The sequence below is a fragment of the Streptomyces tagetis genome (genome assembly GCF_018069565.1).
In the GTDB taxonomy this organism is placed as follows: domain Bacteria; phylum Actinomycetota; class Actinomycetes; order Streptomycetales; family Streptomycetaceae; genus Streptomyces; species Streptomyces tagetis.
The window spans coordinates 1,625,223-1,643,393 of sequence record NZ_JAGPNL010000001.1; the positions used below are offsets into that span (position 1 = coordinate 1,625,223).

The 18,171-nt window shown below is 75.7% G+C and carries 14 protein-coding genes; 5 read left to right on the forward strand and 9 right to left on the reverse strand.

Features of this window, described 5'->3' with window-relative positions:
* Positions 1 to 17 precede the first annotated feature (17 nt).
* Entirely contained in the window at positions 18 to 2,168 is a 2,151-nt protein-coding gene (locus J5Y05_RS06875; protein WP_210869081.1) for an MMPL family transporter, read from the forward strand.
* Between the two features lie 102 nt (positions 2,169 to 2,270).
* Here J5Y05_RS06875 and J5Y05_RS06880 read toward each other — a convergent pair whose 3' ends face one another.
* Positions 2,271 to 2,708 (reverse strand): pyridoxamine 5'-phosphate oxidase family protein, encoded by a 438-nt coding sequence (locus J5Y05_RS06880; protein ID WP_210869084.1) that lies wholly within the window; start codon positions 2,706 to 2,708, stop codon positions 2,271 to 2,273.
* A gap of 467 nt (positions 2,709 to 3,175) precedes the next feature.
* On the opposite strand from J5Y05_RS06880, the gene J5Y05_RS06885 reads away from it, so the two are divergent.
* Both J5Y05_RS06885 and J5Y05_RS06890 read left to right on the forward strand, forming a co-directional pair.
* Positions 3,176 to 4,171 carry a mechanosensitive ion channel family protein gene (locus J5Y05_RS06885; RefSeq protein WP_210869086.1) on the forward strand — a complete coding sequence of 332 codons (996 nt, stop codon included), beginning with the start codon at positions 3,176 to 3,178 and terminating at the stop codon, positions 4,169 to 4,171.
* A 154-nt stretch (positions 4,172 to 4,325) separates the two neighbouring features.
* Positions 4,326 to 4,955 carry a class I SAM-dependent methyltransferase gene (locus J5Y05_RS06890; RefSeq protein WP_210869088.1) on the forward strand — a complete coding sequence of 210 codons (630 nt, stop codon included), beginning with the start codon at positions 4,326 to 4,328 and terminating at the stop codon, positions 4,953 to 4,955.
* A gap of 84 nt (positions 4,956 to 5,039) precedes the next feature.
* On the opposite strand, the gene J5Y05_RS06895 is transcribed toward J5Y05_RS06890, so the two are convergent.
* Both J5Y05_RS06895 and J5Y05_RS06900 read right to left on the reverse strand, forming a co-directional pair.
* A complete protein-coding gene (locus J5Y05_RS06895; RefSeq protein WP_210869090.1) occupies positions 5,040 to 6,407 on the reverse strand; it encodes an alpha-lytic protease prodomain-containing protein in 1,368 nt (455 codons plus the stop codon).
* A 193-nt stretch (positions 6,408 to 6,600) separates the two neighbouring features.
* Entirely contained in the window at positions 6,601 to 8,265 is a 1,665-nt protein-coding gene (locus J5Y05_RS06900) for an alkaline phosphatase D family protein (RefSeq protein ID WP_210869092.1), read from the reverse strand.
* Between the two features lie 550 nt (positions 8,266 to 8,815).
* On the opposite strand from J5Y05_RS06900, the gene J5Y05_RS06905 reads away from it, so the two are divergent.
* Together J5Y05_RS06905 and J5Y05_RS06910 are read left to right on the forward strand one after the other, a co-directional pair.
* Positions 8,816 to 9,796, forward strand: coding sequence for a pyridoxal-phosphate dependent enzyme (locus J5Y05_RS06905; protein ID WP_210869094.1), 981 nt, complete (start codon positions 8,816 to 8,818; stop codon positions 9,794 to 9,796).
* A 101-nt stretch (positions 9,797 to 9,897) separates the two neighbouring features.
* On the forward strand, positions 9,898 to 10,257 hold the full coding sequence (locus J5Y05_RS06910; RefSeq protein ID WP_030418970.1) for a cupin domain-containing protein: 360 nt from the start codon (positions 9,898 to 9,900) through the stop codon (positions 10,255 to 10,257).
* Between the two features lie 112 nt (positions 10,258 to 10,369).
* On the opposite strand, the gene J5Y05_RS06915 is transcribed toward J5Y05_RS06910, so the two are convergent.
* The 6 genes from J5Y05_RS06915 to rhaI all read right to left on the reverse strand — a co-directional run bounded on the left by J5Y05_RS06915 (position 10,370) and on the right by rhaI (position 18,051).
* Positions 10,370 to 11,017 (reverse strand): LutC/YkgG family protein, encoded by a 648-nt coding sequence (locus tag J5Y05_RS06915; RefSeq protein ID WP_210869097.1) that lies wholly within the window; start codon positions 11,015 to 11,017, stop codon positions 10,370 to 10,372.
* Positions 11,014 to 12,504 (reverse strand): lactate utilization protein B, encoded by a 1,491-nt coding sequence (locus J5Y05_RS06920; RefSeq protein ID WP_210869099.1) that lies wholly within the window; start codon positions 12,502 to 12,504, stop codon positions 11,014 to 11,016. Before J5Y05_RS06920 ends, J5Y05_RS06915 begins: the two co-directional genes overlap by 4 nt.
* Entirely contained in the window at positions 12,501 to 13,256 is a 756-nt protein-coding gene (locus tag J5Y05_RS06925) for a (Fe-S)-binding protein (RefSeq protein WP_210869100.1), read from the reverse strand. The genes J5Y05_RS06920 and J5Y05_RS06925 overlap by 4 nt, the downstream gene beginning before the upstream one ends.
* A gap of 71 nt (positions 13,257 to 13,327) precedes the next feature.
* Complete coding sequence (locus tag J5Y05_RS06930; protein ID WP_210869789.1) at positions 13,328 to 14,716, reverse strand: rhamnulokinase; 1,389 nt, start codon at positions 14,714 to 14,716, stop codon at positions 13,328 to 13,330.
* 56 nt (positions 14,717 to 14,772) lie between these two features.
* Positions 14,773 to 16,812, reverse strand: a complete 2,040-nt coding sequence (locus J5Y05_RS06935) for a bifunctional aldolase/short-chain dehydrogenase (RefSeq protein WP_210869102.1) — start codon at positions 16,810 to 16,812, stop codon at positions 14,773 to 14,775.
* 78 nt (positions 16,813 to 16,890) lie between these two features.
* Positions 16,891 to 18,051, reverse strand: coding sequence for an L-rhamnose isomerase (rhaI, locus tag J5Y05_RS06940; RefSeq protein ID WP_210869104.1), 1,161 nt, complete (start codon positions 18,049 to 18,051; stop codon positions 16,891 to 16,893).
* Positions 18,052 to 18,171: the final 120 nt, after the last annotated feature.

Consider the following 18,171-nt stretch of genomic DNA (forward strand, 5'->3'; position numbering starts at 1 on the left):
CGGAGAACCTCGCCCCGATGACCACCACCACCCGGCGGGCCCGCTGGCTCGTCCCCGTCCTCCTGCTCCTGGTCTGGCTCGGCATCGGCGGGACCCTCGGCCCCTACGCCGGGAAGCTGGGCGAGGTCGCCACCAACGACCAGGCGTCCTTCCTGCCCCGCGGCGCCGAGTCCACGCGGGTCATCGACGCGCAGAAGGCGTTCCAGCCGCAGGAGACGCTGCCGGTCATCGTCGTGTGGACCGCCGACGACGGCGGCGCCGTCGTCGACCGGCGCGCGGCGGCCACCGAGGCGGTCGCGGACCTCCGCGGTACGGCGGGGACCGTCGGCCCCGCCTCCCCGGCCCTGCCCTCGAAGGACGGCAGGGCGCTCCAGGCCGTCGTCCAGGTCGAACCCGACCTCGGCGACCGCCTCCCCGGCACGCTGGACCGCATCCGCGACGCCGCGGAGACGGTCCCCGGGACCACGGCGCACCTGGCCGGCCCCGCCGCCACCCAGGCCGACCTCTCGCACGCCTTCTCCGGCATCGACGGACTCCTGCTCGGGGTCGCCCTCGTCACCGTCCTGGTGATCCTGCTGCTCGTCTACCGCAGCGTCCTGCTGCCGCTGGTCATCATCCTCGGCGCCGTCTTCGCCCTCGGCCTCGCCTGCGCGATCGTCTACGTCCTCGCCGACCACGGCGTGGTCCGCGTCGACGGCCAGGTCCAGGGCATCCTGTCCATCCTGGTCATCGGCGCCGCCACCGACTACGCCCTGCTCCTGACCGCCCGCTACCGCGAGGAACTCGTCCGGCACGAGGACCGGTTCCCCGCCGCCCGCGCCGCCCTGCGCTCCTCCTGGTCCACCGTGGTCGCCAGCGCCGCGACCGTCGCCCTCGGCCTGCTCGCGCTGCTGCTCAGCGACCTGACCAACAACCGGGCCCTCGGCCCCGTCGGCGCCATCGGCATCGTCTGCGCCGTGCTGAGCACCCTCACCTTCCTGCCCGCCGTGCTGGTCCTGCTCGGCCGCGCCGCCTACTGGCCGTCCGCGCCCGCCCCCGCCCCCGGCGGAGGTGCCGGGGACCCGGCCGGCGCAGACGACACCCCGGCCGGGCACCCCGTGTGGCACCGCGTCGCGGCGGCCGTGGACCGCTCGCCGCGCCGTGTCTGGTCCGTCTGCCTGATCGCGCTCCTCGCCTGCGCCGCCTTCTCGCCCACGTTCACCTCCCGGGGCGTCCCGCTCGACGAGATCTTCGTCAAGGACGTCCCGTCCGTCACCGCCCAGCGCACTCTGGCCCGGCACTTCCCCGGCGGCTCCGGCAACCCCGCCGTGATCATCGCGGACGCCGGCCGGACCGACCGGGTCCTCGCGGCGGCCCGCGACACGCCCGGCGTCGCCTCCGCCGACCCGGTGTCCGACACGGGCAGGCCCGGTGGCGGCGCCCCGCGTGTCGTCGACGGACGGGTCCGTATCGACGCGACCCTGCGCGACCCCGCCGACAGCGACGCGGCCAAGGCCACCGTGGCCCGGCTGCGCTCCGCCGTCCACGCGGTGCCCGGCGCCGACGCCCTGGTCGGCGGCTACACCGCCCAGCAGTACGACACCCAGCACACCGCCGAGCACGACCGGACCGTCATCGTGCCCGTCGTCCTCGCCATCATCCTGGTCATCCTGATCGCCCTGCTGCGCTCGCTGCTCATGCCCGTGGTGCTGGTGGCGACGGTGGCGCTGAACTTCCTCGCCACCCTGGGCGTCGCCGCCCTCGTCTTCCGGCACGTCCTCGGCTTCACCGGCACCGACGCCTCCGTACCGCTGTACGGCTTCGTGTTCCTGGTGGCGCTCGGCGTCGACTACAACATCTTCCTGATGTCCCGGGTCCGCCAGGAGGCGCTGCACCACGGGGTCCGGCAGGGCATCCTGCGCGGACTGACCGTCACCGGAGGCGTGATCACCTCCGCCGGGGTGGTGCTCGCCGCCACCTTCGCCGCCCTCGCGGTGATCCCGCTGGCCTTCCTGGTGCAGATCGCGTTCATCGTCGCCTTCGGGGTCCTGCTGGACACGCTGGTGGTGCGCTCGCTGCTGGTCCCGGCCCTCGCCCGCGAGATCGGCCCCGTCGCCTGGTGGCCCGGCCGCCTCGGCCGCGAGACCCCGCCGCCGGCCGACGCGGGAGGCGACTCCGCCGGACGGTGACCGGGGGGCGACCCGTCACCGGGGGACGGGTGGCCCTCTCCGGTCTGCCCCGGGCGCGTCACCCGGCACCGCGCGCGTAACCCGGCGCAGGACGCGCCCCGTTCACCCGGCGCCGGGCGCGTCCGGGCCGGGGCGCACCGTGCCGAGGAAACGCCGGACGGAGATCTCGATGACGACCCGCCGCGGGTTCTCCCGGGGCTGCCGGTAGCGCGCCGCGTACCGCTCCTCCGCGTCGCGCACCGCCTCGGGATCGTCCCGGACCGCCGCCGTGCCCTCCAGGGTGGACCAGCGCCGGCCGTCCACCTGGCTCACGGCGACCGTCGCCCGCCCGGCCTCCACCGCCCGCAGGACGTTGCGGACCTTCGCGGTGTCCCGGCCAGTGATGACCCGTGCCGTACGGGCGGCGTGGTCGTACGTCACGCCCACCGGCACCAGGTGCGGGCTCCCGTCGGCGCGCGGGGTGGCCAGGAAGCACACCCGGCGCTCCCGCCAGAACCGTACGAACGCGGCGTCCGCCCCGTCGGGCTCCTCGGTGGTCATCGCTCTCCTCCCGCGCGGGGTCCGTCGCTCACGGCGTGGCCCCCCGAGACCGGCCCCGGGGCACCGGTACGGCCACACCGTGAGGACCCTACGCGGCCCCGCCGGCCCCGCGCCCGTCAGGCGGCGTGCCGCTCCTCCCGGCCGGCCTCCGCCACCGCGTGCCGGCCTCCGCCACCGCGTGCCGTCCCCGGCCGCCGCCCGGGACCCGGCACAGACGGCGCCGGCCGTGCCGGGCGGGCCCGGTCCCGTAGCGGAGCCGGGCCTCCAGGAAGGGAGCCCGGGGCGGGCCCGTGGTGCGGTTCCGTCATGTTCGGGGCGGCCGTGGGTAGGTGTCGCCGACGGCGGTGACGGCCGCGCCGGCGGGCAGCCGTCCGGAGGCACACCACGGCGGTGTGCCAGGACGCGCCGCGGCGGGCCCGCGACCGCCGACCACCCCGGGAACACCGAGAGAGGGAGCACGCGAGCCGATGACGCACGCAACCGCACACACCGCCCCGGCCGCCGAGGTCACCACGGCGGCCGACTGGTCGGGCTGGGTGGGCGACCACACCGCCGCACTGATCGGGATACCCCTGCGCATCGCGCTCATCGTCGCCGTCCTGTTCGTCGTACGGGCCGCCGCCCGACGGGCCATCACCCGGATCGTGCAGCGCGTCCTGGAACCCAACGGCACCGAGCCCGACCGCGGCCGTTCGCGCCGGGGGCCCGCCGTGCTCCACCGCGACCGCTCCCGCGCCCGGCAGCGCCGTGAACAGCGGGCCCGCACCATCGGCTCCGTACTCGGCAGCATCGTGACCATCGTGCTCTTCATGGTCGGCGTGGCCATGGTCCTCGACCAGGTCGGCATCGCCCTGGGCCCGCTCCTGGCCAGCGCCGGCGTCGTCGGCCTCGCCATCGGCTTCGGCGCCCAGAGCCTGGTCGCCGACTACCTGTCCGGACTGCTCATCATGATCGAGGACCAGTACGGCGTCGGTGACTCCGTCGACCTCGGCGAGGCCGTCGGCGAGGTGGAGCACGTCGGTCTGCGCCTCACCCACGTCCGCGACCTCAACGGCGGCCTGTGGCACATCCGCAACGGCGAGATCCGGCGCGTGCGCAACGACAGCCAGGAGTGGGCCCGCGCCGTCCTGGACGTCGCCGTCTCCTACGACGACGACCTCGACACCGTCTACCGGGCCCTGGAGGAGGCCGGACGCGGCCTGCGCGAGGACCCCGACTTCGCGGACCTGCTCCTGGAGGACCTCGCGGTGTGGGGCGTGCAGTCCCTCGACGCCGAGGGCGTCCTGGTGCGCGTCGCCGTCAAGACCGTGCCGCTCCAGCAGTGGGGCGTCACCCGGGAGCTGCGCCGCCGGGTCAAGGAGGCCCTGGAGGCGGCCGGCGTCGACCTCGCCTTCCCGCAGCGCGCCCGCCTCGCGCGCGGCGAGGACGACGACAGCGGCGCCACCGCCGGCCCCCACAGGTGACCGGGCGGCCCGCTCACAGGTGACCGGGAAGCCCGCTTTTGCCGGAACGGCAACGGCGTTTGTCACCCGGCCCGCCCCCGGTGCAGCCTGCGGACAAGGCGCCCGGCCCGCCGCGCGCCACCGGCAGCAGCACACCGTCCCCGGGGAGGCACCCATGACCGACACGCCGACGCAGCCCGCCGACTTCTGGGAGGCACGCTACCGGGACGCCGGGCGTGTCTGGAGCGGACGCCCGAACGGCCTGCTGGTCCGCGAGGCCGCGGACCTCACCCCCGGCACCGCCCTCGACCTGGGCTGCGGCGAGGGCGCGGACGCCGTCTGGCTGGCCTCGCGGGGCTGGCGGGTGACCGGCGTCGACATCTCCGCCACGGCCCTCGAACGCGCCGCCGACCACGCCGCCGAGGCCGGGGTGGGCGAGCGGACCGCCTGGGAGCGCCACGAACTGGGCCGCACTTTCCCCGAGGGCGTCTTCGACCTGGTGAGCGCCCACTACCTCCAGTCGCCCGTCGCCCTCGACCAGCGCGGTGTCCTGCGCTCCGCCGCGCGCGCGGTGGCGGAGGGCGGCACACTGCTGATCGTCCTGCACGCCGCCTGGCCCTCCTGGCAGACCGAGCCGCCCTTCGACGCGGCCTTCCCCACCCTCGACGGGCTCCTCGCCGAACTCGCCCTGCCCGACGACGTGTGGACCCTCGTCACACGGGAGACGGTGCGCCGCCCCAGTACCTCTCCCGAGGGCGCCGAGGGCTTCCGCGAGGACCACGTGTGGCGTCTGCGCCGCCACTGAGCACCCCGGGGCGGACACCGCACGGCCCCGGCACCGGGGGCGTCAACGCCCCGGCTCCGGGGCCGTGAACGGAGCGAGGGACCGTCAGGCCCGCTGCCACAGGGACGGCGTGGCCTCGGGCGAGGAGGCGTCCTGTGCCTGGTGCTTCTGGAGGCACCGGTAGCGCACGCCCCCGTGGGTCACCGAGGTCCCGGCCGCGTAGACGCGGCCGGCGGCCCACGCGTCCCCCGCGCCCTCCTGCGGCACGGGCGTCTTCGTCGTGGCGGACGTGGTCCGCAGCGTCAGCCCGAACGCGGAGAGCGTGTCGTTGACCGGCTGGTAGAACGTGGTCCCGCCCCGCGTGCAGTCGCCGGAGCCGCCGGAGGTGGTGCCCTGTGCCTGGGCGCCCGCGAGGAAGGGGCCGCCGGAGTCGCCGGGCTCCGCGCACACCGTGGTCTCGGTGACGCCCTGGACGGTGCCCTCCGGGTAGCCGACGCTCGTGTCGTGCTGCCGGATGGTGCCGCAGTGCCAGCCCGTGGTGGAGCCCGAGCGGCAGACCGACGCCCCCGCCAGGGCCTCTACCGAACCGGCGACCTGGGTGACCGCGCCGTCCCGCGCCCTGACGTCCGGCGTGGCGGTCCAGCCCTCGCCGACCGCCACCCACGCCATGTCCCGGCCGGGGAAGACGGACTGCCGGAAGGTGCCCTGCGCGCTCTCGTCGTACCCGGTGGTGGACGCGCCCGGGGTGCCGCAGTGACCGGCGGTGGCGAAGCCCTCCTGCCCGTCCTGGGTGACGGAGAAGCCGATCGAGCAGCGGGCCCCGTCGTCGATGTGGTAAGCGTCGCCGCCCACCAGGTCCGTCAGCGGCCGGGGCCGGTCCGCCGAGATCCGTACGCCGAGGTCCGCGCGGTCCACACCGGCGGCCTCGGCGAAGGCGGTCGCGGCAGGTTCGCCGGTGGCCTGGACCACGACCCGGTTGGCGCGCACGTCGACGTACCAGACCGGCGTGGCGGCGGTGGACACGCGGGCGGCGGCGGCGTCCAGGCGCTCCTTGACGCCGGTGAGTTCGCCCAGGCCCCGCGCGACGACGGCCGCCCGCGCGCCCTGCGCCTCGATGGCGTCCGTGTCGGCGGCGTCCGTGGTGGCGACGGTCAGTTCGGCGGAGGTCTCGCCGCTCACCCAGGCACCGGCGAAGCGGTCGCCGAGGCGGTTGCGCAGCAGGCCCGCGCGGGTGCCCGCCTCCGCCTCGTTGACCAGCCGCTCCGCCGCCCGGCCGGGCGCGAGCCCCAGGTCCCGTTCCATCGCCCGCAGCAGCGCCGCGGGCGCCCCTTCGGCGCCGGAGGGCCGTGCGGCGGCCGGCGAGGGGGCGGGCGGCGGCGCGGCCGAGGCCGTCGGGGGGAGTGCGGCCAGGGCCAGCGCGCCCAGCGCGGCCCAGGCGGCGCGGCGGCCGTACACGGCGTCTTTGCCGACCATGCGGGATGCCTCCTTCGGCCGCCGTCCGGCACGGCGGCGACGGGTGAGTGGGGGGGGCGGGGCAGCGGTGCCGGCCGGAAGCCACAGACCTTGCCGGAAGGGCCCCGGACGATGCCGTACGAAGGCGTCGTTCGCGCGATGGGGGACCCTCCGGGCGGCAGGTGCAGTAGGCGGGGGCCGGTTCCGGGCGGGCTCAGGCCGGTTTCAGGCCCGGGGCGCCGGCCTCGGTGACGAAGGAGGCGGCCGTGGTGACGGGGGCGCCCGGCGTGGTGACGGCGGAGACGGCGCGGAAGTCGACGCGGGCCGCCGCCCGGCCCAGCTCGACCCGGGCGTAGCCGCGCTTGCCGTGGTAGAAGCGCAGGTGCGGATTGGCCCGCATGTACGTGTCCCAGGTGGCCGGCTTCTCCTGGCCGTCCCGGCCGCTGGCCACCGAGGTGCAGGCGATCTCCGTGCCCAGCGTCCGGGAGTCCGGGTCGTCGAAGTCGTCCAGGACGTCGAAGGCGTAGGCCACGTGCACGTCACCGGTGAGGACGAGCCAGTTGTCGAGGCCGGCCGCCTTGGCACCGGCGACGACGCGGTCCCGCGAGGCGCGGTAGCCGTCCCAGGCGTCCATCGACATGTCCGCGTCCGCCCCGGCGGCGAACTTGCGCTGGGAGAAGCAGACCTGCTGCGGCATCACGTTCCACAGCGCCGTCGAGGCGTGCCAGCCGTCGAGCAGCCAGCGCTCCTGCGCGGCCCCCGTGAGGGTGCGCGCCGGATCGTCGGACTCCGGTCCGGGCGGGTGCGGCCGGTCGTCGTAGACTTGGTCGGAGCGGTACTGGCGGGTGTCCAGGACGTCGAACTGGGCCAGGGTGCCCCAGTGCAGCCGGCGGTACATCCGCGCGTCGGGCCCCCTCGGCGACTGCGCCGCGCGCAGCGGCTGGTGCTCCCAGCAGGCGCGGTACGCGGCGGCCCGGCGCAGCAGGAACTCCTCGGGCGGCACGTCGTTCTCGGGCACGGCGCCCGCGTAGTTGTTCTCCGTCTCGTGGTCGTCCCAGGTGACGACGAAGGGGTGCGCGGCGTGCGCCGCCCGCAGGTCCGGGTCGCTCTTGTAGAGGGAGTAGCGCAGCCGGTAGTCCGCCAGCGTCATCGTCTCGTGGTCGAAGACGCCGGGCAGGGTGCCGGAGGGGTGGCGGCGCTCCCCGCCGGACGAGTTCACCGCGTACTCGTACAGGTAGTCGCCGAGGTGGAAGACGACGTCGACGTCGTCCTCGGCGAGGTGGCGGTGGACGGTGAAGTAACCGTCCTGGTACGCCTGGCAGGCGACGGCCGCGAGCCGCAGGGACGCCGCGGGGGTGCCGGCGGCGGGCGCGGTGCGGGTGCGGCCCACGGGGCTGATCCAGGGGCCGGCGCGGAAGCGGTAGTGGTGGACGGTGCCGGGCGCCAGCCCCCGCACGTCGACGTGGACGCTGTGCCGGTACGCGGCGTGGGCGAGGGCCCGGCCGCGGCGGACTACGGTGGCGAAGCGCTCGTCGAGCGCCACCTCCCAGTCGACGGTGATCCGCTCCTCGCCCAGCCCGCCGTCGACGGCGAACGGCTCGGGCGCCAGCCGCGTCCACAGCAGGACCGAGTCGGGCAGCGGGTCCCCGGAGGCGACGCCGAGGGTGAAGGGGTCGGTGGCGATCCGCGCGGCGCCCCGGGCGGGGGCGGCGAAGGCGCCGCGGTCCGGCAGGTTGGTGGCGAAGGCCAGCGCGGCGGCGGCAGCGGTCACCGTGAGGAAGCGCCGGCGGCCGAGGTGGTGGGCGGCGGCCCGGAGCACGGCGTCGTGGGGGGAGAAGGCGTGGCCGGCCGGTGCGCGGTGACGGCCGCTGGGCGCCATCGGGTGTCCTCTCGTACGGGCGGGCGGGTCCCGGGGCGAGCGGCGCGGGGGCGGCGTGGTCCCGGACGGTCGTCCCGCGCACACCGGCACGGGGTGTTCGCCTCGCGGGAGCCGGGGTACGCCGTCCACGCCGGGCCCCCGTCGCGCGGTGGCGCCGACGGCCCGTGCTGCGCGGACTCCGCATGCTAAACAGACAAACCGCCTGGAAGAGGGAGGACTTGCGGGGCGAGCGCCGAGATGATCGCACAAGAGGCGGTACGGGGGTGGGGTACCCGCTCCCGTGGGTCCGCGGGGGCGGTACGGACAGGGCCCGAGCGCGGCGGCGGAAGCCGAGGGCGGTGCCGAAAGGCGGGGGCGGTGCCGAAAGCCGAGGGCGGTGCCGAAAGGCGGGGGCGATGCCGAAAGGCGGGGGCGATGCCGAGAGGCGGGGGACGGTGCCGGGACCGCGCGCCGCGTAGCCTCGACGGCAGCGCGACGACGACCGGACACGAGGCGGACCCCTGCCGGAGGGCCGCCGGACCGCCGCACGGACCAGAGCTGGAGGACCCGCGTGCCCACCACCGACCCGCTGCCCGTCACCCTCGACGACGTCCGGGCCGCCGCCGCGCGCCTGGCGGGCGTCGCCCACCGCACCCCGGTCCTGCGCTCCCGCACCCTGGACGCCCTCGTCGGCGCGGAGACCTTCCTCAAGTGCGAGAACTTCCAGCGGGTGGGCGCCTTCAAGTTCCGCGGCGCCTACCACGCCGCCTCCCGCCTGCCGCCCGACCGGCTCGCCCGGGGCATCGCCGCCTACTCCTCCGGCAACCACGCCCAGGCCGTCGCCCTCGCCGCCCGGGAACTCGGCACCACCGCCGTCATCGTCATGCCCGAGGACGCGCCGCCCTCCAAACGGGAGGCCACCGCCGCCTACGGCGCCGAGATCGTCCCCTACGACCGCTACGGCGCCGACCGGGTCGCCCTCGCCGAGGCCCTGGCCGCCGACCGCGGCCTGACCCTCATCCCGCCCTACGAGCACCCCGACGTCATCGCCGGACAGGGCACCGCCGCCCTCGAACTCCTCGACGACGTCGGCGCGCTGGACGCGCTGATCGTCCCGGTCGGCGGCGGGGGACTGATCGCCGGGAGCGCCGTCGCGGCCACCGGCCTCCACCCCGGGCTCCGGGTGACCGGGGTCGAACCGGAGGCGGGGGACGACACCCTGCGCTCCCTGCGGGCGGGCCGCCGGGTGCGGGTGCCGGTGCCCCGCACCATCGCCGACGGCCAGGCCGTGGACACCCCCGGGGAGCTGACCTTCTCCGTCAACCGGCGGCTGCTCGACGGGATCGTGCTCGTCGGCGACGACGAGATCCGGGACGCCATGCGCTTCGCCTTCGAACGGCTGAAGATCGTCCTGGAACCGAGCGGCGCCACGCCGCTCGCCGCGCTCCTGAGCGGCCGGGCCGGGCCGCTGCCCCGCCGCATCGGGCTGATCCTCTCCGGCGGCAACGTCGACGCCGCGCGTTTCGCCCGGCTCTGCGGCACCGGCGGCTGACCCTGCGGGCGCCCACCGGGACCGAATCCCGCCCGGGGTTGGCGGCAGGGTCCCGGCGGACGGACCATGGAGGGGAGGGAAACCAGGGAAGGAGGAGCGTCATGCTGGAGATCAAGACGCTCGACAAGCCCGACGAGCGGCGCGATTTCCCTCGCGGCCACATCGAGGCCGTGCACCTCGGCGGACTCGACTTCGCCGTCGCCACCTTCGAACCGGGCTGGCGCTGGTCGGAGTCGGTGGCGCCCATCGCGGGCACCGACAGTTGCCGCATCCACCACAACGGCTACGTCGTCGCGGGCCGGATGCGCATCCGCATGGACGACGGCGCCGAGAGCGAGGTGGGCGCCGGCGACGTCTTCGTCTGCCCGCCCGGACACGACGCCTGGACCGTGGGCGACGAACAGTGCGTGGTCTACGACTTCGCCGGCGGCATGGCCCAGGAGTACGCCAAGGCCGACTAGGGAACGAGGGCGGCACCGGGCCCGCGCGCCCGGTGCCGCGCCGTACGCCGGGCGCGCGGGAGGTGCCGCGCGTCGGCACTGTGCGGGACGGGGCCGCTACCGGGCGTGTCGCCTACTCCGCCCCGGCCAGGACCACCTCCAGCGTGCGGGGCCCGTGCACCCCCTCGACGCGGCTCAGCTCGATGTCGCTGGTGGCCGACGGGCCGGAGATCCAGGTCAGCGGGCGGGCCGGATCGAGACGCGGCAGCGCCAGCGGAACCGAGGCGACCACCTGGTCCGGCACCCGCACCACACAGATGTGGTGGTCGGGGACGAGGGTGACGCGGCGGCGCCCCTGCCCGGCGGAGCCGTCCAGGACGAGCGTGCCGGTCTCCGCGATCGCCACGGCGCACCCGGTGACCACGCTGTCGACCAGGTCCAGTTCGCCCGGCGTGCTCTCCGCCCGGTCCTCGACCCGCTCCGCGCCGGATTCCGCGAGCCACGCCGGGTCCAGCCCCGCCGGGACCAGCACCGTCCGCGCGCCGCGTGCCGCCAGCAGCCCGGCGATCGTGGCCGCCACCTCGCCGGGCGCGCAGCGGTGCACCAGGGCCCGGTAGTCGGCCAGGTTCCGGGCGAGGAGGTCCGCCGTTTTCGCGGGGGTGCGCTGCCCGTGCTCGCGCAGGTAGTCCCGGGCGATCACCTCCTCGTAGGGGCGTTCGTCGCGCGGTACGTCCGCGAGCGCGCGCCGCACCCGGCCCAGGACCCGTTCCCTGCCGCTCACCTCGCGGCTCCCTTCGTCTCGTCCGCCCCGCCGCCCGTCCGCCGCCACCAGTCCCGGAAGGGTTCCGCCGGCACCGGGGGCAGATCCCGGGTGGCGCTCCACGCCCGGCCCGGACCGGGCAGCGTCCGCGGATGGAAGCGGCGGGTCCGCGAGGCCAGCCGCTGGCCCGTCCGCAGCACCCCCGGCCGGGCGAACGCCCACCGCGCCGCCCGCATCGCCGCCCGCTCCGCCGCGTGACCCCGGGCCGGCCGCAGCACCACCCGGTTGCCGCCCCGGACCGCCGGACCGCCCTGCACCACCCGCTCCCGCAGGTGCACCAGCACCTCGGGGATGTCGATGGCGACCGGGCACACCTCGTAGCAGGCGCCGCAGAGCGAGGAGGCGTACGGCAGGGACGCGTCGACCGCGCTGCCCGTGCCGCGCAACTGGGGGCTGAGGATCGCGCCGATCGGGCCCGGGTACACCGAGCCGTAGGCGTGCCCGCCCGCCCGCTCGTAGACCGGGCAGACGTTCAGGCAGGCCGAGCAGCGGATGCAGCGCAGCGCCTGGCGGCCCACCTCGTCCGCGAGGGTGTCGGTGCGCCCGTTGTCCAGCAGCACCAGGTGGAAGACGCGCGGGCCGTCCCCCTCGGTGGTGCCGGTCCACATCGACGTGTACGGGTTCATGCGCTCGGCGGTCGAGGAGCGGGGGAGGGTCTGGAGGAAGACCTCCAGGTCCCGCCAGGTGGGCACCACCTTCTCGATGCCGACCACGGAGATCAGCGTCTCGGGCAGGGTCAGGCACATCCGCCCGTTGCCCTCCGACTCCACCACGACCAGCGTGCCGGTCTCGGCGACCACGAAGTTGGCGCCCGAGACGCCCACCTTGGCGCGCAGGAACTTCTCCCGCAGGTGCAGCCGGGCCGCCTCGGCGAGCTGCGCGGGCGTGTCGGTGAGCCCCTCGGGGGCGGGCCGCCCCCACGCGCCCATCTCGGCGCGGAAGACGTCGCGGATCTCGCCCCGGTTGCGGTGGATCGCCGGCACCAGGATGTGCGAGGGGCGGTCCCGGCCCAACTGCACGATCAGCTCGGCGAGATCGGTCTCGTAGGCGCGGATGCCCTCCTCGGCGAGGGCCTCGTTGAGACCGGTCTCCTGGGTGGCCATGGACTTGACCTTGACCACCTCCGACTCGCCGGTCTCCCGCACCAGCCGGGCGACGATCCGGTTCGCCTCGTCAGCGTCGGCGGCCCAGTGCACGATGCCGCCGGCCGCCGTCACGGACGCCTCCACCTGCTCCAGATAGCGGTCGAGGTGGCGCAGCGTGTGGTCCTTGATCCGCCGGCCGGCCTCGCGCAGCGCCGCCCAGTCGGAGACCTCGGCCACCGCCGCGGCCCGCTTGGCGCGGATGGTGTGCGTGGCGTGGCGCAGGTTGCCGCGCAGCGTCGCGTCGCGCACCGCCGTGCGCGCCGCCTCCGGGAAGGCCGGCATCCCCAGGTAGGTCCCGCTCATCCGCGCGCCTCGCCTTCCGTGCTCGCCAGGATCTCCGCGATGTGCACCGGCCGTAGCCCCGTCCGCAGCCGTGCCATGGTCCCGCCGAGGTGCATCAGGCACGAGTTGTCCGCCGCGCACAGCACCTCGGCCCCCGTCGACACGGCGTGGCGCACCTTGTCCGCGCCCATCGCCGCCGACACGTCCGGGTTCTTCACGGCGAAGGTGCCGCCGAAACCGCAGCACTCCTCGGCGCCCGGCAACTCGACCAGCTCCAGCCCCCGCACCGCCTCCAGCAGCCGCCGCGGCCGGTCGCCCAGACCGAGGGAGCGCAGCCCGTGGCAGGTCGGGTGGTAGGTCACCGTGTGCGGGTAGTACGCCCCCACGTCCGTCACCCCCACCACGTCCACCAGGAACTCCGTCAGCTCGTACGTCTTCGGCACCACCGGTGCCAGCGTCGCGGCGAGCGTGTCGCCGCGGCCCTCGGCGCGGGCCCGTTCGCCGAGCCGCGGGTACAGCTCCCGCACCATCGCCCCGCACGAGCCGGACGGCGTCACGATCGCCTCGTACCCCCGGAAGACCTCGGCGAAGCGGACGGCGAGGGGCTCCGCCTCGTGCCGGTACCCGGTGTTGTAGTGGGCCTGGCCGCAACAGGTCTGCCCCATCGGGAAGTCGACCTCGACGCCGAGTCTGGTCAGCAGTCTCACCACGGCGCGGCCGGTGTCGGGATAGAGCGTGTCGTTGACGCAGGTCAGGAACAGGGCGACACGCATCGCGGCTCCTCGGTGTGATCAACTGATGAACGCAGGGTAGTGGGGGTGCGCGGGCGAGCGGGAGACCCCGTTCACGGTCCGGCGAGTCGGTCCGCCGCGGCCCGCCACCGCGCCGTGGTGCCGCGCGGCGCGTAGCGGACCGTGCGCCGGGTGCGGCGCAGCAGCGCGCGCATGGCGGCGAGGTCGCCCACGTGTCCGAGGGCGCGGGCCTGCACCAGCCCGTTGCCCAGCGCCGCCGCCTCCGCCGGCCCGGCCACCACGGGCAGCCCCAGCGCGTCGGCGGTGGACTGGCACAGCAGCGCGTTGCGCGCGCCCCCGCCCACCACGTGCACCACGTCGACCGCGCGGCCGGCCAGCCGCTGCGCGTCGAGGACGGCCGCCCGGTGGGCCAGCGCCAGCGAGTCCAGGACGCACCGCGTCACCTCCGCGGGCGTCTGCGGCACCGGCTGCCCCGACGCCCGGCAGGCCCCGGCGATCCGCTCCGGCATCCGGCCCGGCGCGAGGAACGCGGCGTCACCCGCGTCCACCACCGACCGCAGCTCCGGCACCCGGGCCGCCGACGCGAGCAGGGCGCCGAGGTCCGGGTCGCCCCAGGCCCGCAGGCACTCCTGGAGCAGCCACAGCCCGGCGATGTTGCGCAGGTGGCGGACGGTGCCGTCCAGCCCCAGTTCGTTGGTGAAGTTGGCGGCGCGGCTCTCCTCCGTCAGCACCGGCGCCGGCAGCTCCAGCCCCGCCAGCGACCAGGTGCCGGTGCACAGGTACGCGAACCGCTCGCCCGTCGCCGGGACCGCGGCCACCGCCGACGCCGTGTCGTGCGAGGCGACCGCCGTCACCGGCACCGGCCCCCGAAGGCCGGTCTCCTCCAGCACCTCGGGGCGCAGCACCCCCGCCGGATCGCCCGGTCGGCGCAGCGGTGCGAAGAGGCCGAGGTCGATGCCGAGCCGGTCCGCGAGGCCGTACGCCCAGTCGCCGGTGCGCGGGTCGAGCAACTGCGTGGTGGAGGCGTTGGTCAGCTCCGTGCCCTGCTCCCCGGTGAGCCAGTACGTCAGCAGGTCCGGGATGAGCAGCAGCCGCCGCGCCTGCCGGAACCGGGCCGTCGAGCGGGCGGCGACCAGTTGGTAGAGGGTGTTGAACGGCGCGTACTGGATGCCGGTCGCCGCGTACAGCTCCCGGGCCGGGACCGTGGCCCACACCTGTTCCGCGACGCCCTCGGTGCGGCTGTCGCGGTAGTGCGCGGGGTTGCCGAGCAGGGCGCCGTCCGCGTCCAGCAGCCCGTGGTCCACGGCCCAGCCGTCGATGCCCACCGAGTCCACCGGCCCGGCCGCCCGCAGCCCGTCCAGGACCCCCGCGTACAGGGCGAGGACGTCCCAGTGCAGGCCCTCGGGGGTGCGCACGGGCCGGTTGGGGAAGCGGTGCGCCTCGGCGAGGTCCAGGGTGTCCGCGCCGGCCCGGACGGTCATGACCCGCCCGCCGGACGCCCCCAGGTCCACCGCGGCGCACACCGCCGTACCGCCGCTCACCGCAGGAAGGCGGCGGCGACGCCGGCGTCGACCGGCACGAGCAGGCCTGTGGTGTGGGAGAGATCGCCGCCGGTCAGCGCGAACACCGCGTTGGCGACGTGCTCGGGCAGCACCTCCCGCTTGAGGAGCGTGCGCTGCGCGTAGAACTCGCCGAGCCGCTCCTCGGGCACCCCGTAGACGGCGGCCCGCTCGGCGCCCCAGCCCCCGGCGAAGATGCCCGAACCGCGCACCACCCCGTCCGGGTTGACGCCGTTGACGCGGATGCCGTGGGCGCCGAGTTCGGCGGCGAGCAGCCGCACCTGGTGGGCCTGGTCGGCCTTGGCGGCCGAGTACGCGATGTTGCTGGGACCGGCGAACACCGCGTTCTTCGACACCACGTAGACGATGTCGCCGCCCAGGCCCTGCGCCGTCATCACCCGGGCCGCCTCGCGCGAGACGAGGAAGGAGCCGCGGGCCATCACGGCGTGCTGGCGGTCCCAGTCGTCGGTGGAGGTCTCCAGCAGCGGCCGGGAGAGCGAGAGGCCCGCGTTGTTGACCACCAGGTCGACCCCGCCGAAGGCGAGCACGGCCGCGTCGAGCGCGGCGCGGACCTCCTCCTCGCGGGTCACGTCCACGGTCACGGCGACCGCCCGGTCCGGCCCGCCCAGCTCCCCGGCGACGGCGGCGGCCCGCTCGCCGTCCCGGTCCGCGACGACGACCGAGGCCCCCTCGGCGGACAGCCGGTGCGCGATCGCCCGCCCGATGCCGCTGCCGGCGCCGGTGACGAGGGCGATCCGCGTCGCCAGCGGCCGGGGCGCCGGCATCCGCCGCAGCTTGGCCTCCTCCAGCGCCCAGTACTCGATGCGGAACTTCTCCTCCTCCGCGATCGGCGTGTACGTGGAGACCGACTCGGCCCCGCGCATCACGTTGACCGCGTTGACGTAGAACTCCCCGGCGACCCGCGCCGTCTGCTTGTCCCGGCCGAAGCTGAACATGCCCACCCCCGGCACCAGCACGATCGCCGGGTCGGCGCCGCGCATCGCGGGGGAGCCGGGCCCGGCGTGCCGCGCGTAGTAGGCGGCGTACTCCTCCCGGTAGGCGGCGTGGAGCGTGCCGAGCCGGGCCACGGCCTCGTCGAGCGGGGCGGCCGGCGGCAGGTCGAGGACGAGGGGGCGGACCTTGGTGCGCAGGAAGTGGTCGGGGCAGGAGGTGCCGAGCGCGGCGAGGCGCGGGTGCTCCTCGCGGGCGAGGAAGTCGAGGACGACGTCGTCGTCGCTGAAGTGCCCCACCTGCGGCGTGTCCCGGGAGGCGAGGGCACGGACGTACGGGGCCAGCGCCGCCGCCCGCGCCCGCCGCTCCGCCTCGGGCAGCGGGCCGTGGCCGTCGAGCCGCCCGCCGAATGGGTCGGGCCTGCCCCGCTCGGCGAGGAAACGCTCGGCGGTGCGGACGATGTGCAGCGAGTTGCGCTCGCACTCCTCGGAGGTGTCGCCCCAGGCGGTGATGCCGTGCCCGCCCAGCACACAGCCCACGGCCCGGGGGTGGGCCGCCTTCACCGCCGCGATGTCCAGGCCGAGCTGGAAGCCGGGCCGCCGCCACGGCACCCACACCACCGTCTCGCCGAAGCACTCGGCGGTGAGCCGCTCGCCGTCCGCCGCGCAGGCCAGCGCGATCCCGGAGTCGGGGTGCAGGTGGTCGACGTGGGCGGCGTCCACCAGGGCGTGCATCGCCGTGTCGATGGAGGGCGCGGCGCCGCCGGGGCCGTGGCGGCAGTAGTCGAAGGCGCCGGCCATCTCGTCCTCGCGGCCGACGCCCGGGTAGACGTCCCGCAGCGCGCGCAGCCGGTCCAGCCGCAGCACGGCGAGCCCGTCCCCGGTCAGCGTCCCGAGGTCGCCGCCGGAGCCCTTGACCCACATCAGCTCGACGTCGCCGCCGGTGACGGGGTCGGTCGCGGTGCCCTTGGCGGAGGTGTTGCCGCCGGCGTAGTTGGTGACGCGCGGATCGGAACCGAGCCGGTGCGACCGGGCGAGGAGCGCCTCGGCCTCGGGGTGGGATGCCATGTCAGTCCTTCACGGGAAGAGCGCGGGCGGGGAGGGAAGAAGGGGCGGCGGGGCGGCGCGGCGCCGGTCGACGGGTGCTCAGGCGTCCCAGCCCGCCGGACGGCCGCCGACCCGTTCGGCGACGATCCGCCCGGCCCACCCGGACGCCGCGTAGGCGGCCACCGGATCGGGGTGCAGCCCGCTCTCCTCGCGCACCTCGCGCAGCAACGGCCGTACGTCGGTGGCGTAGGCGTCCATCAGCACCGCGTTCGCGGCCAGCACGTCCCCGGCGGCCTGGGCCCGCGCCAGCGCCGGCCGGTCGACCAGCAGCGCCTTCGCCGTGGCCTCCTGCACGTTCATCACCGACCGGATGATCGCCGGGATCTTCGCCTCGATGTTGTGGCACTGGTCGAGCATGAACGCCACGTCGGAGGCCAGCCCGCCGGCGCCCACCACCTCGTGCATGATCCGGAAGAGCTGGAAGGGGTCCGCGGCCCCGGCCATCAGGTCGTCGTCCGCGTAGAAGCGGGAGTTGAAATCGAAGCCGCCGAGCCGCCCCTCCCGCATCAGCACCGCCACGATGAACTCGATGTTGGTGCCCGGCGCGTGGTGCCCGGTGTCCACCACCACCCGCGCCCGCTCGCCCAGCCTCAGGCAGTGCGCGAAGGCCGTACCCCAGTCGGGTACGTCCGTCGTGTAGAAGGACGGCTCGAACAGCTTGTACTCCAGCAGCATCCGCTGCCCCTCGCCGAGCCGGCCGTACACCTGTGCCAGCGCCTCGGCCAGCCGCTCCTGACGTGCCCGCACGTCGTCCTGGCCCGGGTAGTTGGTGCCGTCGGCGAACCACAGCTTCAGGTCCCGCGAGCCGGTGGCGTCCATGATGTCCACGCACTCCAGCAGGTGGCCGACCGCCTTGCGGCGCACCGCGGCGTCCGGATGGCACACGCTGCCCAGCCTGTAGTCGTCGTCCTGGAAGGTGTTGGAGTTGACGGTGCCGATCCGCAGGCCGAGGTCCGCGGCGTGCCGGGCCAGCGCGGCGTAGTCCGCCACCCGGTCCCACGGGATGTGCAGGGCGACGGACGGGGCCACCCCCGTCGTCTCGTGCACCTTCGCCGCGTCCGCCACCTTCTCGAAGGGGTCGCGGGGCACGCCCGGCTGGGCGAACACCTTGAAGCGGGTGCCCGAGTTCCCGTACGCCCACGACGGCGTCTCGACGGCCTGGGTCCTGAGCGCGGCCTTCACCGCGGCGAGATCGGTCACTTCGGCGCTCCTGTGACGTCGGGCCGTTTCCGCCCTGCGGCACGGCCAAGCGTGAAACGATTCAGAACGCGAAGCTATGAGCCGCCCCGAAGGGTGTCAACCCTCCCGGCCGGCCCGGAT